The sequence below is a fragment of the Micromonospora sp. NBRC 107095 genome, from assembly GCF_030269705.1.
GTDB classification, from domain to species: Bacteria; Actinomycetota; Actinomycetes; order Mycobacteriales; family Micromonosporaceae; genus Micromonospora; species Micromonospora parva.
The window spans coordinates 898,199-921,506 of the sequence record NZ_BSTU01000001.1; the positions used below are offsets into that span (position 1 = coordinate 898,199).

Annotated in this window: 24 protein-coding genes, 1 tRNA gene and 1 pseudogene; 15 read left to right on the top strand and 11 right to left on the bottom strand. The window is 70.8% G+C overall.

Translation table 11 applies throughout. The features are described 5' to 3' along the window. Positions 1-10: 10 nt before the first annotated feature. Genes QSK15_RS04290 through QSK15_RS04300 form a run of 3 tightly spaced genes read left to right on the top strand, consistent with a single transcriptional unit; the run spans position 11 to position 2,503 of the window. Positions 11-883, top strand: coding sequence for a PHP domain-containing protein (locus QSK15_RS04290; RefSeq protein WP_285792980.1), 873 nt, complete (start codon positions 11-13; stop codon positions 881-883). A gap of 41 nt (positions 884-924) precedes the next feature. Beyond that, positions 925-1,539, top strand: a complete 615-nt coding sequence (locus QSK15_RS04295) for a MarC family protein (protein ID WP_030329175.1) — start codon at positions 925-927, stop codon at positions 1,537-1,539. 13 nt (positions 1,540-1,552) lie between these two features. After that, positions 1,553-2,503: a RecB family exonuclease gene (locus QSK15_RS04300; RefSeq protein WP_377619884.1), complete on the top strand. Its 951-nt coding sequence runs from the start codon at positions 1,553-1,555 to the stop codon at positions 2,501-2,503. Positions 2,504-2,518: 15 nt separating this feature from the next. On the opposite strand, the gene QSK15_RS04305 is transcribed toward QSK15_RS04300, so the two are convergent. Both QSK15_RS04305 and QSK15_RS04310 read right to left on the bottom strand, forming a co-directional pair. Further along, complete coding sequence (locus tag QSK15_RS04305) at positions 2,519-3,382, bottom strand: oxygenase MpaB family protein (protein WP_285792982.1); 864 nt, start codon at positions 3,380-3,382, stop codon at positions 2,519-2,521. A 70-nt stretch (positions 3,383-3,452) separates the two neighbouring features. Beyond that, positions 3,453-3,881, bottom strand: coding sequence for a Fur family transcriptional regulator (locus QSK15_RS04310; protein WP_285792983.1), 429 nt, complete (start codon positions 3,879-3,881; stop codon positions 3,453-3,455). A 201-nt stretch (positions 3,882-4,082) separates the two neighbouring features. On the opposite strand from QSK15_RS04310, the gene QSK15_RS04315 reads away from it, so the two are divergent. Beyond that, positions 4,083-4,565 (top strand): DUF2231 domain-containing protein, encoded by a 483-nt coding sequence (locus tag QSK15_RS04315; protein ID WP_285794328.1) that lies wholly within the window; start codon positions 4,083-4,085, stop codon positions 4,563-4,565. A 36-nt stretch (positions 4,566-4,601) separates the two neighbouring features. Here QSK15_RS04315 and QSK15_RS04320 read toward each other — a convergent pair whose 3' ends face one another. Continuing rightward, entirely contained in the window at positions 4,602-5,168 is a 567-nt protein-coding gene (locus QSK15_RS04320) for a hypothetical protein (RefSeq protein WP_285792984.1), read from the bottom strand. Positions 5,169-5,408: 240 nt separating this feature from the next. On the opposite strand from QSK15_RS04320, the gene QSK15_RS04325 reads away from it, so the two are divergent. Further along, positions 5,409-5,591, top strand: coding sequence for a hypothetical protein (locus QSK15_RS04325; RefSeq protein ID WP_124863025.1), 183 nt, complete (start codon positions 5,409-5,411; stop codon positions 5,589-5,591). A 22-nt stretch (positions 5,592-5,613) separates the two neighbouring features. On the opposite strand, the gene QSK15_RS04330 is transcribed toward QSK15_RS04325, so the two are convergent. After that, positions 5,614-5,934 carry a hypothetical protein gene (locus QSK15_RS04330; protein WP_285792986.1) on the bottom strand — a complete coding sequence of 107 codons (321 nt, stop codon included), beginning with the start codon at positions 5,932-5,934 and terminating at the stop codon, positions 5,614-5,616. Between the two features lie 518 nt (positions 5,935-6,452). Here QSK15_RS04330 and QSK15_RS04335 point away from each other — a divergent pair. Continuing rightward, positions 6,453-6,761 (top strand): hypothetical protein, encoded by a 309-nt coding sequence (locus QSK15_RS04335; protein ID WP_285794390.1) that lies wholly within the window; start codon positions 6,453-6,455, stop codon positions 6,759-6,761. Positions 6,762-6,775: 14 nt separating this feature from the next. On the opposite strand, the pseudogene QSK15_RS04340 reads toward QSK15_RS04335, so the two are convergent. Beyond that, positions 6,776-6,982, bottom strand: a pseudogene (locus tag QSK15_RS04340) (FmdB family zinc ribbon protein); the annotation flags it as partial. After that, entirely contained in the window at positions 6,979-7,656 is a 678-nt protein-coding gene (locus tag QSK15_RS04345; protein ID WP_285792987.1) for a 5-formyltetrahydrofolate cyclo-ligase, read from the bottom strand. The gene QSK15_RS04345 and the pseudogene QSK15_RS04340, both read right to left, overlap by 4 nt. 85 nt (positions 7,657-7,741) lie before the next feature. On the opposite strand from QSK15_RS04345, the gene QSK15_RS04350 reads away from it, so the two are divergent. The 7 genes from QSK15_RS04350 to QSK15_RS04380 all read left to right on the top strand — a co-directional run bounded on the left by QSK15_RS04350 (position 7,742) and on the right by QSK15_RS04380 (position 15,242). Then, on the top strand, positions 7,742-10,138 hold the full coding sequence (locus tag QSK15_RS04350) for a diguanylate cyclase (RefSeq protein ID WP_285792988.1): 2,397 nt from the start codon (positions 7,742-7,744) through the stop codon (positions 10,136-10,138). Between the two features lie 9 nt (positions 10,139-10,147). After that, positions 10,148-11,110 (top strand): UTP--glucose-1-phosphate uridylyltransferase, encoded by a 963-nt coding sequence (locus tag QSK15_RS04355; RefSeq protein ID WP_285792989.1) that lies wholly within the window; start codon positions 10,148-10,150, stop codon positions 11,108-11,110. Next, on the top strand, positions 11,107-12,420 hold the full coding sequence (locus tag QSK15_RS04360; RefSeq protein ID WP_285792990.1) for a molybdopterin molybdotransferase MoeA: 1,314 nt from the start codon (positions 11,107-11,109) through the stop codon (positions 12,418-12,420). Before QSK15_RS04355 ends, QSK15_RS04360 begins: the two co-directional genes overlap by 4 nt. A 126-nt stretch (positions 12,421-12,546) precedes the next feature. After that, positions 12,547-13,197, top strand: coding sequence for a GNAT family N-acetyltransferase (locus QSK15_RS04365; RefSeq protein WP_285792991.1), 651 nt, complete (start codon positions 12,547-12,549; stop codon positions 13,195-13,197). Between the two features lie 206 nt (positions 13,198-13,403). Continuing rightward, complete coding sequence (gene sepX, locus QSK15_RS04370; protein WP_285792992.1) at positions 13,404-14,180, top strand: divisome protein SepX/GlpR; 777 nt, start codon at positions 13,404-13,406, stop codon at positions 14,178-14,180. Between the two features lie 287 nt (positions 14,181-14,467). Continuing rightward, positions 14,468-14,541: transfer RNA gene (locus QSK15_RS04375), tRNA-Ala, on the top strand. A 116-nt stretch (positions 14,542-14,657) separates the two neighbouring features. Further along, positions 14,658-15,242, top strand: coding sequence for a DUF4304 domain-containing protein (locus QSK15_RS04380; protein WP_285792993.1), 585 nt, complete (start codon positions 14,658-14,660; stop codon positions 15,240-15,242). 12 nt (positions 15,243-15,254) lie between these two features. Here QSK15_RS04380 and QSK15_RS04385 read toward each other — a convergent pair whose 3' ends face one another. The 5 genes from QSK15_RS04385 to QSK15_RS04405 all read right to left on the bottom strand — a co-directional run bounded on the left by QSK15_RS04385 (position 15,255) and on the right by QSK15_RS04405 (position 20,765). Next, positions 15,255-16,472 (bottom strand): tyrosine-type recombinase/integrase, encoded by a 1,218-nt coding sequence (locus QSK15_RS04385; RefSeq protein ID WP_285792994.1) that lies wholly within the window; start codon positions 16,470-16,472, stop codon positions 15,255-15,257. Continuing rightward, positions 16,472-16,669: an excisionase family DNA-binding protein gene (locus QSK15_RS04390; RefSeq protein ID WP_285792995.1), complete on the bottom strand. Its 198-nt coding sequence runs from the start codon at positions 16,667-16,669 to the stop codon at positions 16,472-16,474. Before QSK15_RS04390 ends, QSK15_RS04385 begins: the two co-directional genes overlap by 1 nt. After that, entirely contained in the window at positions 16,666-18,234 is a 1,569-nt protein-coding gene (locus tag QSK15_RS04395; protein WP_285792996.1) for a replication initiator, read from the bottom strand. The genes QSK15_RS04390 and QSK15_RS04395 overlap by 4 nt, the downstream gene beginning before the upstream one ends. A gap of 1,092 nt (positions 18,235-19,326) precedes the next feature. Then, positions 19,327-20,283, bottom strand: coding sequence for a hypothetical protein (locus QSK15_RS04400; RefSeq protein WP_285792997.1), 957 nt, complete (start codon positions 20,281-20,283; stop codon positions 19,327-19,329). Positions 20,284-20,330: 47 nt separating this feature from the next. Then, positions 20,331-20,765: a hypothetical protein gene (locus QSK15_RS04405; RefSeq protein WP_285792998.1), complete on the bottom strand. Its 435-nt coding sequence runs from the start codon at positions 20,763-20,765 to the stop codon at positions 20,331-20,333. Positions 20,766-21,030: 265 nt separating this feature from the next. On the opposite strand from QSK15_RS04405, the gene QSK15_RS04410 reads away from it, so the two are divergent. Beyond that, a complete protein-coding gene (locus QSK15_RS04410) occupies positions 21,031-21,339 on the top strand; it encodes a hypothetical protein (protein WP_285792999.1) in 309 nt (102 codons plus the stop codon). Positions 21,340-22,254: 915 nt separating this feature from the next. Next, positions 22,255-22,881: a hypothetical protein gene (locus QSK15_RS04415; RefSeq protein ID WP_285793000.1), complete on the top strand. Its 627-nt coding sequence runs from the start codon at positions 22,255-22,257 to the stop codon at positions 22,879-22,881. The last annotated feature ends 427 nt before the right edge of the window (positions 22,882-23,308 follow it).

A 23,308-nucleotide genomic window follows, 5' to 3' on the forward strand; every position in this document is an offset into this window, starting at 1 on the left:
GCGTCGGGCGGTGACCTCGCGTACCGGCTCCGCCCCCCGGATCGACCTGCACGCCCACTCGACGGCCAGCGACGGCACGCTGACCCCGGCCGAGCTGGTCGGCGCGGCCTTCGACGCCGGGCTGGACGTGCTGGCGATCACCGACCACGACACCACCGCCGGCTGGGCGCCGGCCGTGGACGCACTGCCGCCGGGGCTGCGTCTCGTTCGGGGCGCGGAGTTGTCGTGTCGCTGGTCCGGCGCGCAGCCGGCGGTGCCGCTGCACCTGCTCGCGTACCTGTTCGATCCTGAGCACCCGGAGCTGGTGGCCGAGCTGGCCCGGGTCCGGGCCGCCCGGGAAGAGCGCGGCGAACTGATGGTCGCCCTGTTGCAGGCCGACGGCATCGACGTGAGCTGGCCGGACATCCTGGCCGGCGCGGGTGGCGGCACGGTGGGGCGTCCGCACCTCGCGCAGGCGCTCATCCGCGCCGGCCTGGTCGGCAGCGTCCGGGAGGCGTTCGGCCCGAACTGGCTGGGCGAGCGGTACCGGCTGCCCAAGGAGGACATCGACGTGTTCCGGGGCGTCCGACTGGTCCGGGCGGCCGGAGGGGTGCCGGTCTTCGCCCACCCGCGCGCCACCCGACGTGGCCGGGTGGTGCCCGACGAGTTGATTGCCGAACTGGCTGCCGCCGGGCTCGCCGGGCTCGAGGCCGACCACGAGGACCACAGCCCGGCGGAGCGCGAACACGTGCGGGCGCTCGCCGCCGAGTTGGGGCTGTTCGTCACCGGTTCTTCGGATTTTCATGGCACCCACAAGACCGTTCAGCTCGGCGCGTTCAGCACCGGCGTCGAGGCGTACGAGCGGATCGTCGCCGACGGGGTGACCGAGGTCGCTTCGGGCTGATCCGGGTATTTCGCCCATCGCGGCCCGGCTAGTTTGATCACGTGGATCTGAAGCTGTTCGGCGAGGTTTTCGTGACCCTGCTGGTGATCACCGACCCGCCGGGCATGATGCCGATCTTCCTGGCGCTGACCGGCCCGCTGCCCGCCCGTGACCGTAACCGGGCCGCCTGGCAGGCGGTCGCGTTGGCGCTCGGCGTCATCGTGATCTTCGCGGTGGCGGGGCAGACCCTGCTCGACTACCTGCACGTGGACCTGCCGGCCCTGCAGGCGGCCGGTGGGCTGCTGCTGGTGCTCGTCGCCCTGGAACTGCTGACCGGCAAGGCCGACGACCCGAGCCAGCAGGTCACCTCCAACATCGCGCTGGTGCCGCTGGGCACACCGCTGCTGGCCGGCCCGGGCGCCATCGTGGCCACCATGCTCTTCGTCCAGCAGGCCGACGGGCTGGGGGAGTTCAGCGCCATCGCCGTCGCGATCCTCGCCGTGATGGTCGCCGTCTGGATCGTCCTGCGCTTCTCCGGCGGCATCGTGAAGATCCTCCGGCCGGGCGGGATCGAGGTGCTGACCCGGATCGCCGGTCTGCTGCTGGCCGCGATCGCCGTGCAGCTCATCGCCGACGCGGTGGCAGCCTTCGTGACGCAGTACGTGAACATGACCTGACGGCACGCGCGCGATGTCGGGGGCTGATGGCAGGATCGCAGGCGTGCGACGATCCTCATCAGCAGGGCGGCCGGCGGCCGGTGGCCGGGCCCCGCGGCAGCGGGCCGGCGACGCCGAGCAGCTCGGCTTCGAGGGCATGCCGGAGCGGCTGTTCGTCTGCACCCCGAGCAAACTCGGCGCGTACGCGGACTGCCCGCGTCGCTACCGCTACTCCTACGTCGACCGGCCCGCCCCACCCAAGGGCCCGCCGTGGGCGCACAACTCGCTGGGTGCCAGCGTGCACACCGCTTTGAAGAACTGGTACGCGTTGCCCGCCGACCGGCGGCGACCCGAGGCGTTGGCCACGCTGCTCAAGGGCACCTGGGTCCGCGAGGGCTACCGCGACGACGAGCAGGAGCGGGCCGCCTACCGGCGGGCGTTGGGGTGGCTGGAGGCGTACGTCGAAACGCTGGAACCGGATTCCGACCCGCTCGGTGTGGAACGGGTGGTGGCGGTCAAGACCGCCGTGCTGGCGTTCAACGGCCGCGCCGACCGGATCGACTCCCGGCCGGGGCCGGAAGGGCCGGAGCTGGTCATCGTCGACTACAAGACCGGTCGCACCGGGCTGGACACGGACGACGCGCGGGGCTCGCAGGCGCTGGCGCTCTACGCGTACGCCGCCGAGCGGGTGTTCCGCCGACCGTGCCGTCGGGTGGAGCTGCACCACCTACCGACCGGCACGGTCGCCGGCCACGACCACACCGTCGAATCGCTGGCCCGACAGCTGACCCGTGCGGAAGAGACAGCCCGCGACATCATGGCCGCCGAACGGGCGGTCGCCGACGGCGCCGACGCGGACGAGGCGTTCCCGGTGACGCCCAGCCCACGCTGTGGCTGGTGCGACTTCCGGCGGCACTGCCCGGCGGGCGCGCAGGTTCCGGGCAAGGAGCCGTGGGCGGCCATGGACCGGCCCGCCGACGGTTGATCTCCGGCGGTCGGGTCAGCCGGCCAGCGAGGCGGCGGCGTGCCGCGCGGCCCGCTCCTTGGCTGCCTGCATCAACGGCCCCTCCAGGTAGCGGCGGGGGACGGCGGCGAACGCCAGCCGCAGCGCGCGCACTGTCAGGTCCGCCGACAGCGCTGTGGTCGGTAGGCCGAGCCCCCCGTACATCCGGCGTGCCCACGTCGGCAGCAGCGCGAACGCCGTGCCGGCGATGCCCAGGTACGCCCAGCGCGGTGGGCCCAACGTGAGCCCCAACCGGACCGGCAGGCTGACCTTCCACGGCAGCGGCGGGGCGGTGAGGAACACCGCCGTCTCGGCGGCCTCCCGGGTCATCCGCAATTGTGGCCGTACCGCCTCGTAGTAGTCAGCGACCTCGGCGGCGGTGCCCGGCACGATGGTCGGGTCCAGACCGACCAGGGCGGCGGCGCGCCGCTGCTCGGTGTAGTAGCCGTCCACCTCGTCGTCGCTCAGCGGCAGCCCGGCCCGCCGGGCCGTGCTCAGGAACGACTCGACCTCCGTCACGTGGACCCAGCGCAGCAGGTCCGGGTCGTCGATCCGGAACTCCTCGCCAGTGCGCGGGTCGGTGGCCCGCAGCCGGTCGTGCACGCGGCGCAACCGGGCCCCGGCGGCCTGCGCCTCGGCGGTGGTGCCGTAGACGGTGGTCGCCACGTAGGTGGCGGTGCGGACGAGTCGACCCCACGCGTCGGTGCGGTAGTTGCTGTTCTGTGCGACCCCGGCCATGGCCAGTGGGTGCAACGCCTGCAGGTAGAGCGAGCGTAGGCCGGCGACGATCAGGATCGGCTCCTCGTGCACCTTCCACGTGACCGAACCCGGACCGAAGAGGCCGAGGTCATCGGTGTCCACCGCTCAAGACTGCCACGCTCCGATCGGCCCCGCCGCGTACGTGCCGTCGGTGCCGCGCCGGGACCACGGATCAGACGTCGGCGGAGCGGCGGGCCCGGCAGTCCGGGCAGAGACCCCAGAAGGTCACTTCAGCCTCGTCCACCTCGAACCCGTGCGCGATGTTCGGCTCCAGGCACGGGGCGCTGCCCACCGCGCAGTCGATGTCGGCGATCTCACCGCAGCCCCGGCAGACCACGTGGTGGTGGTTGTCGCCCACGCGCGCCTCGTAGCGGGCGGGACTGCCGGCCGGTTCGATCCGGCGCGCCAACCCGGCCCGGGACAGCGCGCCCAGCACGTCGTAGACCGCCTGGGTGGAGACCGAGTCGAGCCGTTCGCGGACCCGGCGGGTGATCTCGTCGACCTCCAGGTGGCCGCCGCCGGCCAGCACGTCGAGCACCGCGAGGCGTGGCCGCGTCACTCGCAGGCCCCGCGACCGCAGCAGCTCCCCGGTACCGGACATGCGCCAATGACAGCACGCCCGGCCTGCATCGACAACCGTCGCATGCTGCGGGTGGCCACCGACACAGCCAGGCAAGATCGGAAGTACGGCCCGAAGGATGAACCCGATCGACCCGGCGCGCGTGTGTCCGATCGAGAGCCGGGGGCCGATCGGCGGACCATAGGCTGACCACCCCTGACCATGATCCACCTGGAGGGTTCGATGTTCGAGGAGATCCTGGGTCTACCGGTACACGTCCTGGTGGTCCACGCGGTCGTCGTGTTCGTGCCGCTGCTGGCGGTGCTCGCCGTCGCGTACGTGGGGCTACCGCGGTGGCGCAGCCGGCTGGACTGGGCCCTGGGCCTCCTCGCCGTGGCCGCGCCGGTGACCGCCTACGTCGCGGTCAGGTCGGGTGAGGCGCTCACCGACGCGCTGGTGGCCCGCGGCTTCCAGGGACCGATCCTCGACCAGATCTTCGAGCACTCCCGCTACGGCGACATCCTGTTCCGCATCGTGCTGCCGCTCGGGATCGTGGCCATCCTGCTGCTCGTGGCGACAAGCGGGCATCCCCGGGTGCCGCAACTGCCCGCGCTGGTCACTCCGGTACTGGCGGTAGCGGCCGTGGCCCTTGCCATCGCCGCCCTGGTCTACGTCTACCTGACCGGCCACTCCGGCGCTGAGACGGTGTGGGGCACCACCCTCTGAGCCCGGACCGAGGGGCGCGGATCAGAGGGGCGCGGATCAGAAAATGACCCGTGAGCAGAGCATGCAGAGCAGAACCAGCAGCACCACCCCGGCCGCCGCGCCGAAGCCGTAGGTGACCCGCTGCGAGCGCTGCTCGGCCGCGTCCAGGTCGGCCATGTCCTGAGGCGGCAGCTGCCGCGGCGGCGCCGGTTGCAGGTGCACGGGTGGACGCCAACCCGCCGGCGGCGGCACGCTCGGCGGCGGGCCGGAGTACCCACCGGGAGCGTGCCCGGCCGGTGGTGGGCCGGTGTGTCCAGCGGGTGGGTCGGCGTGCCCGGCTGGTGGTGGTCCGGCAGGCCCGCTGGGAGTGCTGTCCGGCAACGTGGGGCCGGTCTGCCCGACCGGTGGTGCGCCGGCGTGCCCGCCGGGAGTGCGTCCCGTCGATGATGGGCCGGCGGGCCCACTCGCGGGTGGGTTGGTGGGCCCGGTCGGCGGTTGGATCATGGACCCGGGCGGTGGTGTGGTAGCGGATGCGGCGGGAGGTTGGTCCGCCACCGCGTCGTCGCCGGTGTCGGGCCGTCGCCAGTAGTCGTCCGGAATGCTGCCACCGCTGGGGGTCGTCACGCCGTCCGACGCTACCAACGCCACCGGCGGCCCGGTCGTTTCTGGCCGGCGCGCCTACGCTCGGCGGTCCGGTTGTTTCTGGGCGGCGTGGCTGGGCGGTCCGGTTGTTTCTGGGCGGCGTGGCTCGCGGTCCGGTCGTCTCTGATCGGCGGAGAGCTCGTCGGTCTGGTTCTTTCTGGTCGGCGTGGTCGAGGTCCGCGGCCCGGTCCGTTGGCGTGAGCTGCGCTAGTCTTGCCGCTCGTGAGCACCGAGGACCCCGGCACGCACGGCGCACGCGGAGACGACGACCGCGCCGTCGACCTGAGCGAAGACTTCGTGGTGCTGCCCGAGCAGACCTCCGACGACACCGACCGTGGTTGGGGCGAGCGGTCGGGCGGCAACGACGACTGGCTGCTCGCCGAACGCCCCCCGCACTGGGACTGACCCCGGCGGCTCGGCCGGACCCTCACGAGGTCGGTCCGGCAGTGCCGGTGGTGTCGGGAGGGATTGCCCCGCCGGACGTGGCCGAGCGGCCCTCGTCGACCTGCCGGGGTGGGTCGTCCGCCACGGAAGGCGTGTTGGAGGGCACTTGCCGGGGCGGGTCGTCCGCCACTGATGGTGCGTCGGCGGGCACGACTGTCGGCGGGCACCCGGCCGGGGTCTGTAGGACTGCGGCAGCCAGGGCGAGCAGCGCGGCGACCAGACCGGCTCGGAGCAGGGTGCGCCAGCGGGGCAGAGCGAGCTGGCGCAGCGGGCGCAACGCCCGCGCCGAGTTCGGATCGACCATCGCCTCTGCTGCCTCCGTCCCCGAGCGCCGCAGCGGCACCCATGGACGGCAGGCTAGGCAGTTCCCGTCCCCCTCGGCCGACCCACCGCCGACGCCTGTGGACAACCGCCCGGCCTGTGGAAAACGCCCATCCGTCGGGTCGATTTGCTATGGCACCGGCCTTGATCGACTCGCCTTCAAGGAAATCGGCCTATCGAGGCGACCGGGATGGGCCGACTTCCTGAAACCCGAGTTGATCGAGACCCGACGCGTGGCGTCGGGCCTGACTCGTGGGGATCGGGGCCTGACCCGTGGGGTCGGGGCCTCACCCGTGGAGGTCGGGGCCTGACCCGTGAGGTCGGGGCCTCACCCGTGGGATCGAGGCGTGACCCGTGGGGTCGGGGCCTCACCCCGTGGGGTCGAGGCCTGACCCGTGACGTCGGATGCCCCGGCTGGTGGGGGCGAGGGTCCGACCCGGGTGAGGGCTGGGCCCGACCCGGGCGAGGGTCCGACCCGGGTGGGGGCTGGGTCCGACCCGGGTGGGGGCTGGGCCCGACCCGGGTGGGGGCTGGGCCCGACCCGGGTGGGGTCGGGCCTCTGACGATCAGGAGGCGGAGCTTGCCGCCGCCGTCTTGCCGCCGCCCGATCCACCCGAGGACGACCCCGAGGAGGACGACGAGCCCGAGGACGACCCGGACGTCGAGGACGACCCCGAAGACGACGAGGACGACCCGGACGAGGACGAGGAGGACGAGCTGTCACCGGAGGACGACTCGGACTTGGCCGGCTTGCTGGCCGTGCCGCCGGCCGTCGTCTCGGAGCCAGACGCCCGCGAGTCGGTGCGGTAGAAGCCCGAACCCTTGAAGACGATCCCTACCGAGTTGAAGACCTTGCGCAGCCGCCCCTCACACGCCGGGCACTCGGTCAGCGGCTCGTCAGAGAAGGACTGCACCGCCTCGAGCTGGTGACCGCACGTGGTGCAGGCGTACTGGTACGTGGGCACGTTCTCCTCCGGATCTGGGCTCAGCCAGTTGGCACTCGACGTATTCGAGTGCCAATGGTGCGTCATTCGCCCCGGGTTCGTCCAGCGGACGTGTGGGGCGCGACACCGTGCGCCGCACCCGGGCCGCCGTCAAGCGTACGCACCCCGTCGGCGGGGGTGACGACCGCGCGCACTCGACGGTCATGTGGCTCCACCGGCAGCGCCTCGACGAGTTCACCGTCGTGCAGGGGCACCACCGTCAGGGCTGCCTCGGGCACCCGGGCGAGTGCCCGGTCGTACGAGCCGCCGCCGCGCCCGAGCCGCCGACCGTGGTGGTCGACAGCGAGAGCCGGTACGACCACCAGCTCCGCCTCCGCCACGGCGGCCACCCCGAGACGGGCGCCTGTCGGTTCACGGATACCCCGACCCGCCGCGATCAAGGCAGCCGGCCCGGTATAGGCCGCCCAGTCCAGATCCAGGTCGGCGAGGAGCACCGGCAGCAGCAACTCCGCGTCCGCCGACAGCGCCTCCCGCAGCACCTCGGGCAGGTCGGCGCCGCCCGGTTCGGAGCCGACCGGCACGTACGCCGTCATCCGGTGTGGGCGCAGCCGGCGTACCAGAGCGACCAGCTCGGCCTGCACGCGCCCGGCGGCGGCTGCCCTCGTCGCGGCGGGCAGCGACCGACGGCGGGCGAGCAGCTCGACGCGGCTGTTCCGCTTCGCCTCCCGGGTCACTTCCGCTTCATCAGAAAATTCCGGCACGCAACACTCCTGACGCAACGCCTCTCCCACGGTTGCACTGTGTCAGCATCGCAAGCAACGGAGGCGGAACTTCCGGGGGGACCGAGTGACGCTACGCGGGCGGTTGACGGCAGCCTTCCTCGTGGTGGTGCTCGGGCCGGTCCTGCTCGGCGCGCTCTTCGTCGCCTCCACCGTCGCGGCGGTCGACCGCAGCCGCTCCACCGAGCGCCTGGCGGTAGCGGCGTCCACGGTGCGGACCTCGGTCGACGCGCTCTGCCAGCAGCTCCGGGCCACCGCCGACGCGGTGGCGCTTACCGCCGAGCCGGCTGTCGCCGCCGCGCAACTGGTCGGCCGGGGCCTGGCCGCCGCAGTGTTGATCACCGACGTGGCCGGCCAGGTCACCTACGTCTCGCCCGGTGCGCCGTCGACACCGTGGCGGGACTGCGCTGGCTCGACCGAAAGCCCGAACGGGGGCGCGACCGAGGGCCCGAACGGGGGCGCGAACGGGGGCTCCGGCACGGCTTCGACCGACGGTTCGGCCGGCCCGGTCCGTGCGCTGGCCGCCCAGGTCGACCTGCACGATCGCGCCGGTGCCCGGCTGGGCACGGTGACCGCCGCGCAACGTGTCGACCCGGCCTTCGTGGCGCGGCTGGCCGCGGTGACCGGGGTGGCGGTCACCCTGCTCGACAGTGGGGCGCGCGCCGCTCGGGTCACCCACACGACCGAGTCCGGTGATGTACGCGACGCGGTGCTGGCCGCCGCCGTCACCGTCCGGGGTGAGCAGGTCACCGAGACCAACGAGGGCCGCTACGTGCGCCGGCTCGGGCCCTCCGACGCGCAGCCGCTGCCACTGGTGCTCTCCGTGCCCGGTGAACGGCCACCGGGGCTGAACGCCACGCTGGTCGGGGTGGTCGTGCTGGCCGGGCTGCTCGCCGTGCTGACCGCCTGGCGACTGGCCCGGGTGACCACCCGGCCGCTCGCCGAGTTGGCCGGTGCCGTGGACCGGGTGGCCCAGGGCGACCTGACCGCCCGGGTGCCGGTCCGCAGCCGCGACGAGCTGGGGCGGTTGGCCGCCGCGTTCAACCGGATGACCCGGGAGACCGGCTCCTACGTCGCGGCGCTGACCAGCAACAGGGATCAGCTGCGCGGGCACCTCGCGGTGCTCGGCGACACCCTGGCCAGCACGCACGACCTGCAACGCATCCTGCGGGTGATCCTGCGAAGTGCCATCGGGGCCACCGGCGCGCGGGCCGGTGCCGTGCTGCTGGTGGAGACCGGCGGGGTGCTCGTCGCGCAGTGCACCGAGGGGTTGGACGGGCGCTGGCCGGACGAAGAGACCGACGGGGCGCAGCCGCTGCGGGTGCCGGTCGGCGTCGGCATCGTCGGTGCGGTCGCCGCCACCGGTGAACCGCAGCGGGGGAGGGCGGAGACGACCGAGGCGCCGACCGGTGAGCCACGCTGCCGCACGTACGTCGCGGTTCCGTTCGCTGCCCCGGGCGGCGGTGCCCCGGCCACCGGTGGACCCTCGGGGTCGGCCGACGAGGCTGGCGCGGCGGCGGCGCTCGGGGTGCTGGCCCTCTACGACCGGCTGGGCGCCGACGAGTTCGACGACGACGACCTGGCCACCCTGCGCACCTTCGCCGGTCACGCGGCAGTGGCGGTGGACAACGTCCGGGTGCACGAGGAGGCGCAGCGGCTGTCCCTCACCGACCCGCTCACCGGGCTGTGGAACTACCGCTACCTGCGCGAGTCGATCCGGCGGGAGGTGGAACGGGCCAGCCGCTTCGGGCGGATGCTCAGCGTCCTCGCGTTGGACCTGGACCGGTTCAAGGACGTCAACGACACGTACGGGCACGCCGCGGGGGACACCGTGCTGGCCGAGTTCGCCAGGCGGGTGCGTGGCGAGATCCGCGAGGTCGACCTGGCCTTCCGTCAGGGCGGTGAGGAGTTCGTGCTGCTGCTGCCGGAGACCGACGCGCGGGGCGCGGCGATCGTGGCCGAACGGCTCGGCGCGGCGGTGCGGGACACGCCCATCGCCGTCGAGGCGGACGCCGGGCCGATCCTGGTGACCGTGTCGGTGGGCATCGCCGTCTTCCCGGACCACGGCAGCACCGGGCGGGAGGTGCTGGAGGCCGCCGACGACGCGCTCTACGCGGCCAAGGCGGCCGGCCGCGACACGTACCGGGTCGCCGAGGTGCGCTCGGATCTGCCGACCCGGGAGATTCCGGTTCTCGCGTGCGCGGTGAGCCCACCCGACGGACTGCCGCGTGCCGGCCAGCCGGTGCAGGCCACCCGGGAGCCGGGCGGGTCCGCCCGGTCCGACCCGGCGGCGGGCGTACCGGAATCGGTTGCGGGCAGGGCGCACGCCCGACCTGATCCGGCCGACGACACGCCGGACAGCGCCCCGGGTGGGGCGCGGGCCGGCCCGGACGCGGCGCGGCCGGGGTCGGGTGGCGGCGCGTCTTCTGGGCCACACCCGCCGCGGCAGAGCCGTGGCCGATAGTCTCGCGGCATGTCGGAGCACTCAGCGAATCCCTCGTCGACGGTCGCCGCAACCGGCCGTCCCCTGGCGGTCAAAGCCGTCATCCCGGCCGCCGGACTGGCCACCCGGTTCCTGCCGGCCACCAAGGCGGTGCCCAAGGAACTGCTGCCGGTGGTGGACCGGCCGGTGTTGCAGTACATCGTCGAGGAGGCCACGCAGGCCGGCATCAACGACGTGTTGCTGATCACCGGCCGGGGTAAGACGTCGATGGTGGACCACTTCGACCGTCGCCCGGACCTGGAGGCCAGGCTGGAGGAGAAGGGCGACGCGGAGCGGCTGGCCGCCGTGCGTGGGCCCAGCGAGCTGGCCGAGATCTACACCGTGCGGCAGCCCGAGCAGCTCGGGCTCGGCCACGCCGTCGGGTACGCCGAGTCGCACATCGGCGACCAGCCCTTCGCGGTGCTGCTCGGCGACGAGTTCGTCAAGCCGTCGGAGCCGCTGCTGCCGGCGATGCTGGAATTGCAGGCCCGCACCGGCGGTGTGGTGCTCGCCTTCTTCGAGGTCGACCCGGCCGAGACCAAGCGGTACGGGATCGCCTCCGTCGAGCCGGCGGAGTCGGAGCTCACCGACATCGGTGAGGTCGTCAAGGTGACCGGGATGGTGGAGAAGCCGCAGCCGGAGGACGCCCCGAGCAACCTCGCGGTGCTCGGCCGCTACGTGTTGCCGGGCACGATCTTCGACGCGATCCGCCGGACCAAGCCGGGCAGCGGCGGCGAGATCCAGCTGACCGACGCGATGGAGCTGCTGCGCAGCGAGGGCACCCCGGTCCACGCGATCGTCTACCGGGGCACCCGCTACGACACCGGCATGCCGCTGGGGTACCTCCAGACGGTGGTGCAGATAGCCGCCGAGCGCGAGGACCTGGGCGCCGAGTTCCGGTCCTGGCTGGCCGACTTCGTCAAGGCCGACGCGGCAGGCGGATCTGGTACATGACCGCGACGGCCGACGCCGAGGCGGCCGCGAACGAGTTGACGCCGCTCGCCGACTACCTGGGCAGCGTGCTGCGCAGGTTGCGCGCGCTGCCACCACTCGACCTCGACCTCACCCAGGCGCACGGCAACGTCCTCGCCGAGGACGTCGTCGCGCCGCACGCCTTCCCGGCCTTCGACCAGGCGGCGGTGGACGGCTACGCCGCGCGCTGGGAGGACATTTCCGGAGGGGGCCGGGGGCCGAGCTACGTCCCGGCCCCCTCCGGAACGCCCGGTGGTCGCACCATCCGGCTCAACGTTGTCGGTGATCTCGGCGCGGCGAGCTGGCGGCCGGTCCGGCTCACCCCCGGCTCGTGCTTCTCGGTGGCCGCCGGGGCGCCCCTGCCGGTCGCCGCGGACGTCGTGGTCCCGGTGGAGTGGACCGACCAGGGCATGGCCGCGGTGGAGATCTTCCGTACCCCCAAACGGGGGTACGGGGTACGCCGCGCCGGTGAGGAACTGCCCGCCGGCACCCTGCTCGCCCGGGCCGGCGCCTACGTGTCCCCGGCCCTGGTCGCGGTCTTCGCGGCGACCGGGATCGGGCACGTGGTGGTCCGGCCCAGCCCACGGGTGGTCATCGTGGCCACCGGTGACGAACTCGTCGACGTGGGCCGGGGCAGTCAGCCCGGTCAGGTGGTGGACGCGAACTCGCACGCGCTGACCGCCGCGGCGGCCGAGGTGGGAGCACTGGCGTACCGGGTGGGGATCTGCGATGACGACCCGGAGGGGCTGCGCGGGCTGCTGGAGGACCAGACCCTGCGTGCCGACCTGATCATCACCACCGGGGGCACCGGCACGGGCCCCGGGGACATGGTGCGCCGGATCCTGTCCCGTCGCGAGGGCGGTCGGGCCGGGCCGGTCACCTTCACCGACGTGGCGCTCTATCCCGGGACCGCGCTCGGGTTCGGAACGGTCGGCGCGGAGGAGGTGCCGGTGGTCTGCCTGCCCGGCGACCCCGGTGCCGCGCTGATCGGCTTCGAGGTGCTGGCCCGCCCCGCCATCCAACTGCTCGCCGGCGCCGAGCCGGTGTTCCGGCCCAGCGTGCGGGCACACCTGCTGGAGACCGTGTCGTCGCCAGCGGGGTTGCGCGAGTTCCGGCCGGCGCACGTCGCCGAGCGCCGGGGCGGCGGGTACACGGTCCAGCCGCTCAGCGGCGGCCCGTTCACCCTCTCCGGGTTGGCCGAGGCGAACGGTCTGCTGGTGCTCGGCGAGCGGGTCACCACGGCCGCGGCCGGCTCCACGGTGGACGTCCTGCTGCTGGACCGCCGCCGGTGAGGTCTCCCGGCCGGTCCGTCGACCCGGTGGTCACCGGGCGAGCGACCGTCGGGTCGTAGCGGTGGGTGTGCGCGGCCCGGTGGGGCCACTTGCGCGGGACACGGTCCCGCGCGGGAGACTGTGCCTGTGAGTCTCTTCGGACCCGCGCGGTCGCCGGGCTGGCCGGTGGAGTTGGCCGACGGCCCGGTGCTGCTGCGGCCCTACCGGCGCTCCGACGCGGCGGCGTGGTCGGAGGTACGGCGCGCCAACCGGGCCTGGTTGGCGCCCTGGGAGTCCTCGCTGCCCGGCAGTTGGGACGAGATGAACTCGCCGTCCGCGTTCCGTTGGGTGCACCGTGACCAGCGGCGTTCGGCCCGCGAGGGTGAGGGCATGCCGTTCGCGGTCTGCCTGCGCGAGGGCGACCGGGACCGGCTGGTCGGGCACATCAACGTGGGCAGCATCGTGCGGCGGGCCCTCTGCTCCGGCTACGTCGGCTACTGGGTGGACGCGCGGGTGGCCGGACAGGGGGTGATCCCGACGGCGCTCGCGCTCGCCGTGGACCACGCGTTCGGCCCAGGCGGGTTGCACCGGGTGGAGGTCAACATCCGTCCGGAGAACAAACCGTCCCGGCGGGTGGTCGAGAAGTTGGGCTTCCGCGAGGAGTCGTACCACGTGCGCTACATGCACATCGACGGCGCGTGGCGGGACCACATCGGGTACGCGATGACGAGTGAGGAGATCGCCGCCGAAGGTGGCCTGTTGGCCCGCTGGCATCGGGTACGCGCCAACGCGCGGTAGGAGGATTTCGCCGCGTCCTCCCACTCGTCCCACGGACGGGATCGGCGCGGCGCGGTGGCATCCCGGTCGGCGCGCCGTAACCTCAAGTAACTGCAAGCTGCGGCAAGCGCTCCCCGGCCGGACGATCCACGCGCCCAGGCGTGATCGGTGGAAGATCCTGCGGTCGGATGGCGGTTGCTTCGAATTCGGTGACGGGAGGGGTGAGGGTGCCGACCTCGGTGCTCCTCGCCGTCCTCGCCGCCGCCGGTCTGCTCGCCCTGGCCCCGGCGCTGGTTCGCCGGTACGACGCCACCGAGCGGCTGGTGGCGGAGCGGGCGCAGTCGACGGCGCGGGTGCTCCAGCGCCGCCGACGGCGCCGCACTGTGCCGGGACGGCGACCCGTCCACCCGCCGCGCTCACTCGTCGTCACTCTCAGCGAGGATGCGACTACCGGCACGTTGGGTGCGCCGGTCTCCGCCCCTCCGGCCGCCCGTCGCTCCGGGCGGCTGCGCGCCGTACCGCCCGCGCCGAAGCGGTCCCGACGCCGGCCACCGCCGCGCCGACAGCACACCCCCGCCGTGTACCGGCGTCGCCGGGTGCTCGCCGCCCTGCTGCTCCTCAACGTCGTCGAGCTGATCGGCGTGCTGTTCGTCAGCCCCGGCTTCTGGGTCGGCTTCGGGGTCACCTTTCTGCTCCTGGCCCTGTACGTCGTCCACCTGCGGGGTCAGGCCCTCGCCGGGCGTCGCCGCCGTCGGGCCCGCGCCCGGGAGGCCGCCTGGCTGGCCGCCCGGCAGGCCGAGGTGCGCCGGGAGCAGGCCCGCCGGGCAGCGGCCCGCCGGGAGGCGCAGCGCCGTCTTGCCGCTCAGCGTGAGGGCGTACGTCGAGCCGCCATGGGCCTGGACCGACAGGGAGACCTGCCGGCGGCGGTCAACGGCGGGTCGGTCTCGTACCGGCGGGCGGGCGGTCTCCGCGGCCGTCCCTACGAGGCCGGTCGAGGCGCCTGACCCCTGGCCCCTCCCCGGCCTGGGTCGGTCCCCGGCCTGGGTCGGTCCCCGGCCTGGGTCGGTCCCCGGCCTGGGTCAGTCCCGACTGGCTTGATCGACTCGGGTTCTTGAAAGTCGGGGTGTCGTGGCGTCCGGGATGCCCCGGTTTTCAGGAAGCCAAGTCGATCTTCGGGTCTACGGGAGCGCCACGCAGGGGGCGGATTCGCGGTGAGGGCCGGCAACCTGTTAGCCTTGCTGCCGGCCCGCCCGGTGTAAGCCGGGTGGGACCGAAGCCGGTTCGCCGGCGGGGGGCTGTGGCGCAGACTGGTAGCGCACCTCGTTCGCATCGAGGGGGTCAGGGGTTCAAATCCCCTCAGCTCCACCCAGTTCAAAGGCCGTTTCCCGTGGTGGGAGACGGCCTTTGTCGATCTTATACAGCAGTCAAGTACAGCAGCGCCGTTCGGCTTCGTTGTCGTACCCGCCAATACGATCTTTGGCATGGAGCGTCCGGTTCGACAGGCATACCTGAACATGATCGCCATGCAGGTCGGGCCGGTGCTGCGAGGGCACGGGTTCAAACGCTCGCACGGCAGCTTCCGCCGGATCTCCGATGCCGGCCATGCGGCGATCATCGAGTTCCAAGGATCCACGGGTAGCTGGGGCGACACCTCGCTCTTCTACGTCAACCTCGGTGTCGCCACCGCTTCTTGGCTTGACTGGTTCCAGGAGCGGTTGGGCGGAAACCATCGGGACCGGCCCACGGCGTCGGTGGCTCAGTGGTGGACGCGGCTCACGGCAGCCTCCAGGCACTCCGACGGGTTCGACCGCTGGGCGATCCGGTCGGTCGAGGAGGCCGACGTATGCGGAGGCGAAGTCGCCCGGGAGTTGTCGGAGCGTGTGATTCCGATCTTCGATGCCTTGCTTGCGCATTACGTGCAACTTGACGAGGCCCTTGCGAATGGGCGGAAGGACGACCTACCCGCGCTTTTTCATACTCGGCCGTCGGACCCGCTCAACGGCATCGACCACTTTGGTCGGCTTGACCACTCATACGTGGCATGGATGCTGTCGAGGCGGTCCTAGCTAGGGCGCCAGCTAGAGGAACTGCTCGCCGAGCCGGGTGAGAGCTGACTCGGTCGCCTCCGAGGCGACTTGGGCGTAGATGTTCATCGTCACGGCGATCTGGCTGTGCCGCAGGATCCGCATCATGACCCGGGGGTGGACGTCGAGTGCCACCAGCAGGGTGGCACAGGTGCGCCGGGTGGTGTGCACCGAGATCTCCCGGACGCCGGCCTTGCGGCAGCGGGTCTTGAACTCCCGGTGGAAGTTCCTCGGCTCGATCGGCGTCCCGAGCCGGGTGGTGAAGACCAGGCCGTTGTCCTGCCAGGCCCGGCCGGAGTGCTCCTGGTGCCGCTTCTGATCTTCGCGGCGAGACCGCAGGGCAGCAGTGCAGATGGCCGGCAGGGGCAGGGTGGCGTCCGACGTCTCGGTCTTGGTCTCCCGGTGCAGGAGCTGCCGGCGGATGCGCTGGAGCTGGTAGGCCACCGACAGCTCGTTGGCGGCTAGGTCGACGTCCTCCCACCGAAGGCCCAGCACCTCACCCCGGCGCAGCCCCAGTACGAAGACCAGCACGTACGCGGCGTAGAGCGGGTCGCCGTCGGCGCGGGCCGACTCCAGGAACTGGCGAACCTCGTCGACGGACCACGGCTTGTCCGTGCGGGCGCGGGGCTTGGCCACCCGCAGCAACGCTGCCGGGTTACGGGTCAGCAGCTCGTCCCGGACGGCGTTGTTTAACGCGGCGCGGAGCGTCGTCCAGGCGTCGCGGGCGGTCCGTTCGGAGACGGTCCGGCCGCAGCAGCGACCGGCGGCGCAGCACTTCCGCTTGCCCTCAAGCCGGGCGGCGTCCTTGCCCTGGAGGCAGCACTGGCAGGCGGACCGGAGCTGGTTGAGCCAGGTCTGTACATCCCGGACCGTCAGCTTGTCGAGGCGGCGGGAGCCCAGCTCCGGCGCGATGTAAAGGCGGACGAACATGTCGTAGTTGGCCGCCGTGGCGGGGGCCAGGTTCGGCTCGACGATGTCGCGGAGCCACGAGTCGAGGTAGCCGGAGAGGGTGGGCAGGCGGGTGACGACCGGCCCGGCCTTGGCCTGCCCGTGCAGCTTGATCCACTTGTCGTGAACGGCCTCGCGGGTCTTCCCGTAAACGTACTTGCGGGTGCGCTTGCCATCGGGCTTGGTGACCCAGACGTAGGCGGCAAAGCCGTTGCGGTAGGGGAAGATGGAGCCTTCGCCGTTGGCTCGTGCGCGGGCGGTCATCAGGCTGCCTCCTGGCGTTCGACCTGTTCGCGGATGTAGTCGTCGACCCATTCGGGGAGGATGCGGCGGTACTTGCCGTCCTTGATGGAGCGCAGTTCGCCGGTGGCGATCTTCATCTTGATCTTGGAGATGCCGAAGCCGAGCAGGACGGCGACCTCGGCGGGGGAGTACCAGCGCGGGGTGAGGTCTTGGTTCATGCGGCGGCTCCGGTGAGCCAGGCGTCGTGGGCGAGTTCTTCGCGGCCGATGCGTCTGCTCTCGCGTCGCTGCCGGGCGGCGGTGTTGGCCAAGAGGGCGTCGCCTTCGGTGAGCCAGCCGGCCCCGATGTAGGTGAGGGTGCCGACGGTGATCGTGCCGGCGGGTTCGTCGTCTTCTTTGCGGCGGTGGGTGGCGCGGGTGTCGCGGAGCAGGCTGAAGGTGACGGAGTAGCGGCGGGCTTTGGTGAGGAAGTGGCCGCCGAAGCCGAGCATGTGGGCCCAGCGGCGCAGCCCGGCGTAGAGGTTCGGTTTGGTGTCAAGGCTGTCTTGACGGTGCTCGATGGTTGCGGCGCCGCTGGTCTTGCGGGTGTGGGTGGGGCGGCCGAGTCGCCAGCAGGCGTCGATGAGGCGGGCGAGGTGGTCGCCTTCGGGGTCGGCGTAGTCGTCGATGGCGGCGGGGGTGAGCCGGGTGGATTGGTGGCCGGTAGCTTCGGTGGCCTTGGTGGCGTACTTGGCGAGGTAGGCGGCGACCTTGCCGTCGGTCAGCTCGCCGCCGGTCGTGTTGATGCGCCGGACGTCGACCTGCTTGCCCCAGGCCACCACCCAGCCTTCGGACCGGTCGGGGTGCGCGGGTGTGGTGACGGTGATCTGGCGGGTAGCGGCGTGGACGGCTGCCTCCAAGTCGTCGACGGTGAAGCCGGCCGGTGGCGGCACGAGGGCGTCCGGGTCGTCGGGGTCGATGCCGTCGAGGCGCAGCAGGGCGTGGAAGTGCACGGCAGCGCGGCGTTGCATCTCGGCGACCTTGCCGTGGGCGACCCGGACCGGCGGCACCCAGCGGACCTTGCCGGAGGCGGTGACGACCCGGACGAGGGGGATACCGCGCTTGCGGCAGAGGGCGGCGAGGTGGCGTTCGATGGCCTGCTTGGTGCGCCGCCACAGTTCGCCGGAGAAGTAGTTCCAGACGACCTGGTGGTCGTGGTCGTAGCAGTCCAGGCACAACGGCTTTCCGAGCCGCGGATCGTCGGCGTCGTGGCGGGCGAAGCACGCAGCGGGCTGCCCGTGCGGGCAGGTGCCGGCGGTGCTCCGGGCACGGCAGGGGGCGGGGCGGCAGTCGCAGCGCTGCCGGGTGGCGCAGGTGTGGCGAGGGACGTGCCGGTGGTGGACCGGGCCGAAGGACGGGGCGGTGAAGGTAGCGAAGACGACCGGGTGCCGGGCGACCGAGACGGGGACGCCCTTGCCGCCGGTCAGGCCGCAGCGCACGACCTGGTAGGCGTCGCCCTGATAGACCCAGGCGCAGTCCGGGCACCGGGCTTCGCGGCGGTTGCCGCACGCCTTGTAGAGCGCCTGGTCGGGCAGCTCGTCGGTGTGCTGCTCGCCCAGAACCCGGCTGGTGTCTCGCTCGGCAGCGGCGAGAGTGCCGGTGAGGCGGATCGGGCGGGTGCAGCCGCCGGCGGGGCGGGTGTGCTCCAGCCAGCCGGAGAACTCCGGCATGGCGGCGCGGTGCAGGACTTGGGCGTCACGGCCGGCGGCGACGCCGGGCCGGTACGGGTCGAGCGGGGTGGACACGACTTCCTCCTCAACAGGTGGCAGGGACGAAAGACGAAGCACCACCAGCCGTGGACGCAGGTCCGCTGGTGGTGTTCGTCGTGTCTCCTGGCACCGCCGGAAGGCGGCTGACGCCGGAGGGCGGAATCGTGGTGATGCCACTTCCCGCCGATGGGGTCATGTCCTTTCGCGCTCGTCGAGCCAATGAGTCGGGCCGGCACGGGTGGGGAGCCCGGGATATCGGCATCCGGCAGGTTGCCGCAGGCAGCCCTCACCCGTGGAGATGAGCGAATCCGGGCCATCGTGGACGGCAGGAAAGGCCGCGCTGGGCCGCTCAGCGGATTCCGGGAACCGGCAGGGCGGCCGGTGTGATCGAGAGCCGGCGGGACGTGGCCCGCATCAGTGGCAGGAAGGCCGCTCGGCATCTCCGACATCGAGTCCAGCGATCCGGCAGAAAGGCTGCGCTGGCGTGCTCGACGAGCGCCAGAGTAGCACTGGGTACCGACACGTCAACCGGTTGTGATCCCGCCGACGGAGGCGAACCGGCCGGCTGCCGGCGGTGGGAGGACTTTCTGTACATCCATCAAGGCGGCCCGAGACGGGCCGCACGCGCCGCCGCCTGGGCGCGCGCCGGCCGCTTAGCTGTCGCACGCGGCCGACACGCCAACGCCCGGCGGCTGGCGCGGAAGCGAGAAGCCCAAGGGGCCGCCGCAGAACGACAGGTCGTTGGCCGGTGTGTTGGTGGGCCGGCAGCCGGCCGGGCCGCGCGGCCACGAGCCCGCGCGGCGGCGTAGGGGAGCGCACGCCGGCCGCCTCGGCGAGCTGGCGGCGGTCGCGGGGTCGCGGTTACTGCGCCTCCGGCGGGGGCGCTCGGGCTCCGAGATGGTTGCAACCCCGTCGGCGCGTTGCGGTCCGTGGGTGGTTGCGCGGGCCATCCCGCCTGCCATCGACCCGGGCAAGCCGAGCAGACCACCGCCCAACCCGCCAGCGTCCGAACGTGCGTCAAGGCCGTCTTGACGTGGCGGGCCGGGCGGCGGCCCGCTCCCCAGGAGGGCGGGTCGACGGCAGACGGGATGGCAGGAGGTCCCGTCAGAACATAAGGGCTAGATGCCACTACTCATGGGTGTTGGCAAGGCGATCTCCGCGAGCCGCCCTATAGAGGCCGAGCCAAGCGCCGAACTCAGCCTTCTTCCCGGGCTCTCCCTTATTCGCAAGAAGCCACTCCGGATCAAGCAAATGCATATTTTCGCGGATCTTTTGCAGGGCGCTCTGGTGGATACTGAGGACTCGTTCGTCAAGATATTCAGCAAGATGCGGAAAGCTGACGACGTCAAATATATAAGAACCGCGAAGGTCGCCGGCATGGAACGTCCGGGCGAGTGATCCCCACCTGCAAGCACTGACTTCAGGCTCATCGGCCTTTATGTTGACTCCAAACAACGGGCCGCTGGTTACCAAGATTAAGTGAAAGAATCCGAAGTCTGCGGAGATCTCCGCCGGGTCCGGCTCTGAAAAGCCGTCGACAATATGCTTGCCCGCCTTGGCAAGAGGGTAGACGATGCTATCGAAGATAGATGAATTGTCTGCCCGCCAACTGCTTCCCTGGCGATTCATGCGTACGAGCTGGCGACCGAGCAAGTCAGGCTTGGTCAGCTGCCCCGGAAGTGACCCAAATTTCAGCTCCCAATCGGAGGACGAGGAGAGGCCATCGAAGTCGAATTCTAGTGGATCGAACGCGCTTGCAACCCGGACGCTTCCGCTCGAACCAAAATGCTCCAGGCTCTCGCCGACAATGACGAACGGGTTGCTTGTGTTTTTGCACTCGCAAATCACCTGGGTGGCCAGGTATATAGCGAGTGGATCCCTTTTCGCGAAAGAGTGTTTGTAGCCCCAAACGTCTATCTCTCTTGACTTTCCGGATGCCTCGTCTGGGAAGGGGCGATTCAAATCAGTCTCAAACCCCTTACTCCTCAGAACTTGTGCGACGCGATGCTCCAGGATAAATCCTGTCTGATCTAGTGCTTCAACAATCTGGTCAGGTGAGGGAGTGTTCGGCGCTGGCGTGTTCATATGACCTCTTCGCTACCGTGGATCAACCCGATTCCAAGCTGATGCGGCTATTGGATCGCTGACAGGACGACTACCAGCAGATTGAGCAGTACCACCAGTAGGCCAACGATGCTTAGCAACAGGCCTGGGCGAGCGCGCCTACTACGGAAGACGCCGAGCAGCTCCTCACGCTTGACCGGAGATGCTTCAGGCAAGGCATCCAGCGCGGGAGCCACAAACGCCACCATAATGGCCAAGATAAACATGACGGTCCAGGGACGGACGAAGTTTGCTCCAGCTACGACCGCCAGTGCCCGCACCTCGACGATGGCGAGTACCAAGAGGCTAGCGCACAGGAAGAATAGGGCAGAGCGCCGCCATGACGGCACACGTTCGGCTTGCGAACCCCGGATGCGTGCGGTCATGGACCTGATCTCCAGGCCCAAGGCAATTGCCACAACTGGTACAACCTGCGCAAGTAATGCCGCATAGTCCCGGGTCACGTAGTGATCATAGGGTTCCTGGGATCGCTACATAGCTCCTGCGCTCATCAGCACGGCAGAGAGGGGTTGGCATGGTCCGGCTCGCCGTGCCCGCTACGTGCCCGCAAGGCCAGTCACCAAGGGTCACCAACAGTGCCTACCAGGCCGGCCCGTCACTGCATAGGACAGGGAGGGACAGAGAGCCAAGCCGATTACCTGCGCCGCCGCAACGGCGCGTCCGCCAGTCAAGGCACCTTCCAAACTGATCGTGCGAGGATGTGCGGCCATGTGCCCAGACGACTGGAAATTGCTCGATGGCAGAGCCGAGCGCGCAGAGCGTTCATGGTCGGAGACCAAGTCGACGCTGCCCGTGGGTGCACGAGTCCGGGCACGCGTGCTTGCGACGATGCCGTTCGGCGTCTTCGCCGACATCGAAGGCCATCCCGATGCGATAGCTCTGATGGAGATCACCACGCTCCCGAGCCGCAGCGAGCTTCCGGCTGTTGGTGTCTGGCTCGATGCGGTCGTCGTCGACCACGTCGCTCACAATTGGCAGGTGAGACTTCGACCAGCCGGAACTCGAAACCCTCACTGAGTGACTAACTGGGTGACGATCGGGGTGTACGGGGCCGGACACCCCTGGACGACAGCGGACGTGAGCGCCAGGGCCTGACCCTGATCCGACCAGGTGGAGACGCCCTGATTGTTGACTGGGGGTCAAGGAGTCGAAGGCGCTTGAGGTTCGTCGGGCGCAGTAGTGCGAAAGGCCGTCGCCGGCTGGCTAGGCCGCCATCCCTCGCCCAGTGCCTTGCGGATGACTGCCGCGACCTGCGAGGGAAGAATAGGGATCGACGGACCGCCGAACCAGTTGCTCGGGTGGTCCTGAGGCGTGCTGACTAGCAGTACGCTGCCCTTGCAGTCGGCTTGCTCAACGGCGAGGGCGAGTGGTCGCTCACCGAGCGCCTGGGCGTAGGTGGGTCGTCCGCGCACTCGCCACCTGTAGACCACGCCGTCGACCGTGATGAGCCGAGAGCCCTTCTTGGTCAACGCCACGTCGGTCCCCTCGCCATCAGATGCCGGTGCCGGCAGCTAACCACGCCGCACCAGTGGTCGGGGCACACAGGGGGCACAAGACACCGTCAAACGTCGTCAACCAGCAACCAACGATGGCAGCCGGAGACGGCGTGTGACCAGGGACCGACTAGCGATCCTGCTGGTGGCGGGACACCGGCTCTTAGTTCCGCTTCAACTCGACGAGGTGACGCTTGCTAAGCCTGGCACGCGGCGGCTCGATGAGAGACCGATGAGCGCCAGGATGGCAGAGGGTGACCGTCACTCGTCATCGTCTCGGCAAGTAGCAGCAGTGGAAGGTGCCTGTCGGACAGCACACTGGCGGCACTCCAGGGCCGTCTGGGCCGTCACCGGGGCGTCCCACCACACCCCGCCTACTGGCAGCCGATCGCTACTCAAGCCACTCGCAAGACTTGACGTTCTAGTCCATGATCCGATCATGTTGTCGTCGATGCTGCTTTCCCAGGCACCGGCCTGGGGTGATGTCCCGACGTGGATCTCAGCCGCTGGTGGCCTCCTAGCGCTTGCGTTCGCCGCAGTTGCCGCCTTGGCGGCCCACCGCGTTTACGGAATCGAGTCTGCTCGGGATCAACGAGCCGAAGCGGATCGAAACGAGAGAACAGTGGCCGAACAGCGGAAGCAGGCATCGGCCGTAGCCGCATGGCCAGTTTTTGCAAACGAGCCGTCCAAGCGCTGGCGGATCGGCAGCAAGGAGTACGCGTTCGCAGCAGCGATACGCAACGCCACGGAGGTGCCTATCTATGGCGTCATCATCCATTACTACGACGACGAGGTCGGCTGGCATGGCATTCGCAGGGCGGGTCTCGTTCCGCCAGGAAGCGAGCCAGTGATCATTGCAGGCATCGACGAGGTAGAGGACCGCGGGCAGGGTGATGGCAGGGTGGACACTAAGCGCTTCAAAGTAGCCATCGACTTTACCGACGCTGGCGGCACCAACTGGAGGCGGGACGAGCGGGGCCAACTAAGTATGGAAGGCCAACAGCACCGAGGAGTGCAACATGGACCGCCAGCCGCGCAACGGGGGGAGGAGGATGTCTCCCGGTGAACCCCGGCAAGCCTGCACAGTACGCCCATCAAGATCAGGCCGTTCAGCTTCTATAGACTTGCGCGGATCGATGCAAGGCGGTTGGCCGGATGAGGGGGGCGTGCGTTGGCAGCTCGACGAGGTGTGCCGTGGTTCCCGATCGCGTGGTCCCTGCTTGCGCTGGTCTGCCTCTGGCTGACGGTGGCCACAGCGCTAGACCAGGGTGGCGCGTGGTGGGTGCCGGTGACCTTTGGTGCCTGCACGGTGGTCGCTACAGGGAGCGCCGTTGCATGGCTGCAGGACCACCGCAATCGAAACCGGCCGACGTAGCCGAATATCGCGCTGTCAGACAGCTACGGTGACAGCAACGGGGTCGGACCTTGAAGGTCGTGTACGGAGGGCTGCGGACTACCGTCCGACGTCAGAGACGAGCACGAACCTCGCCGGA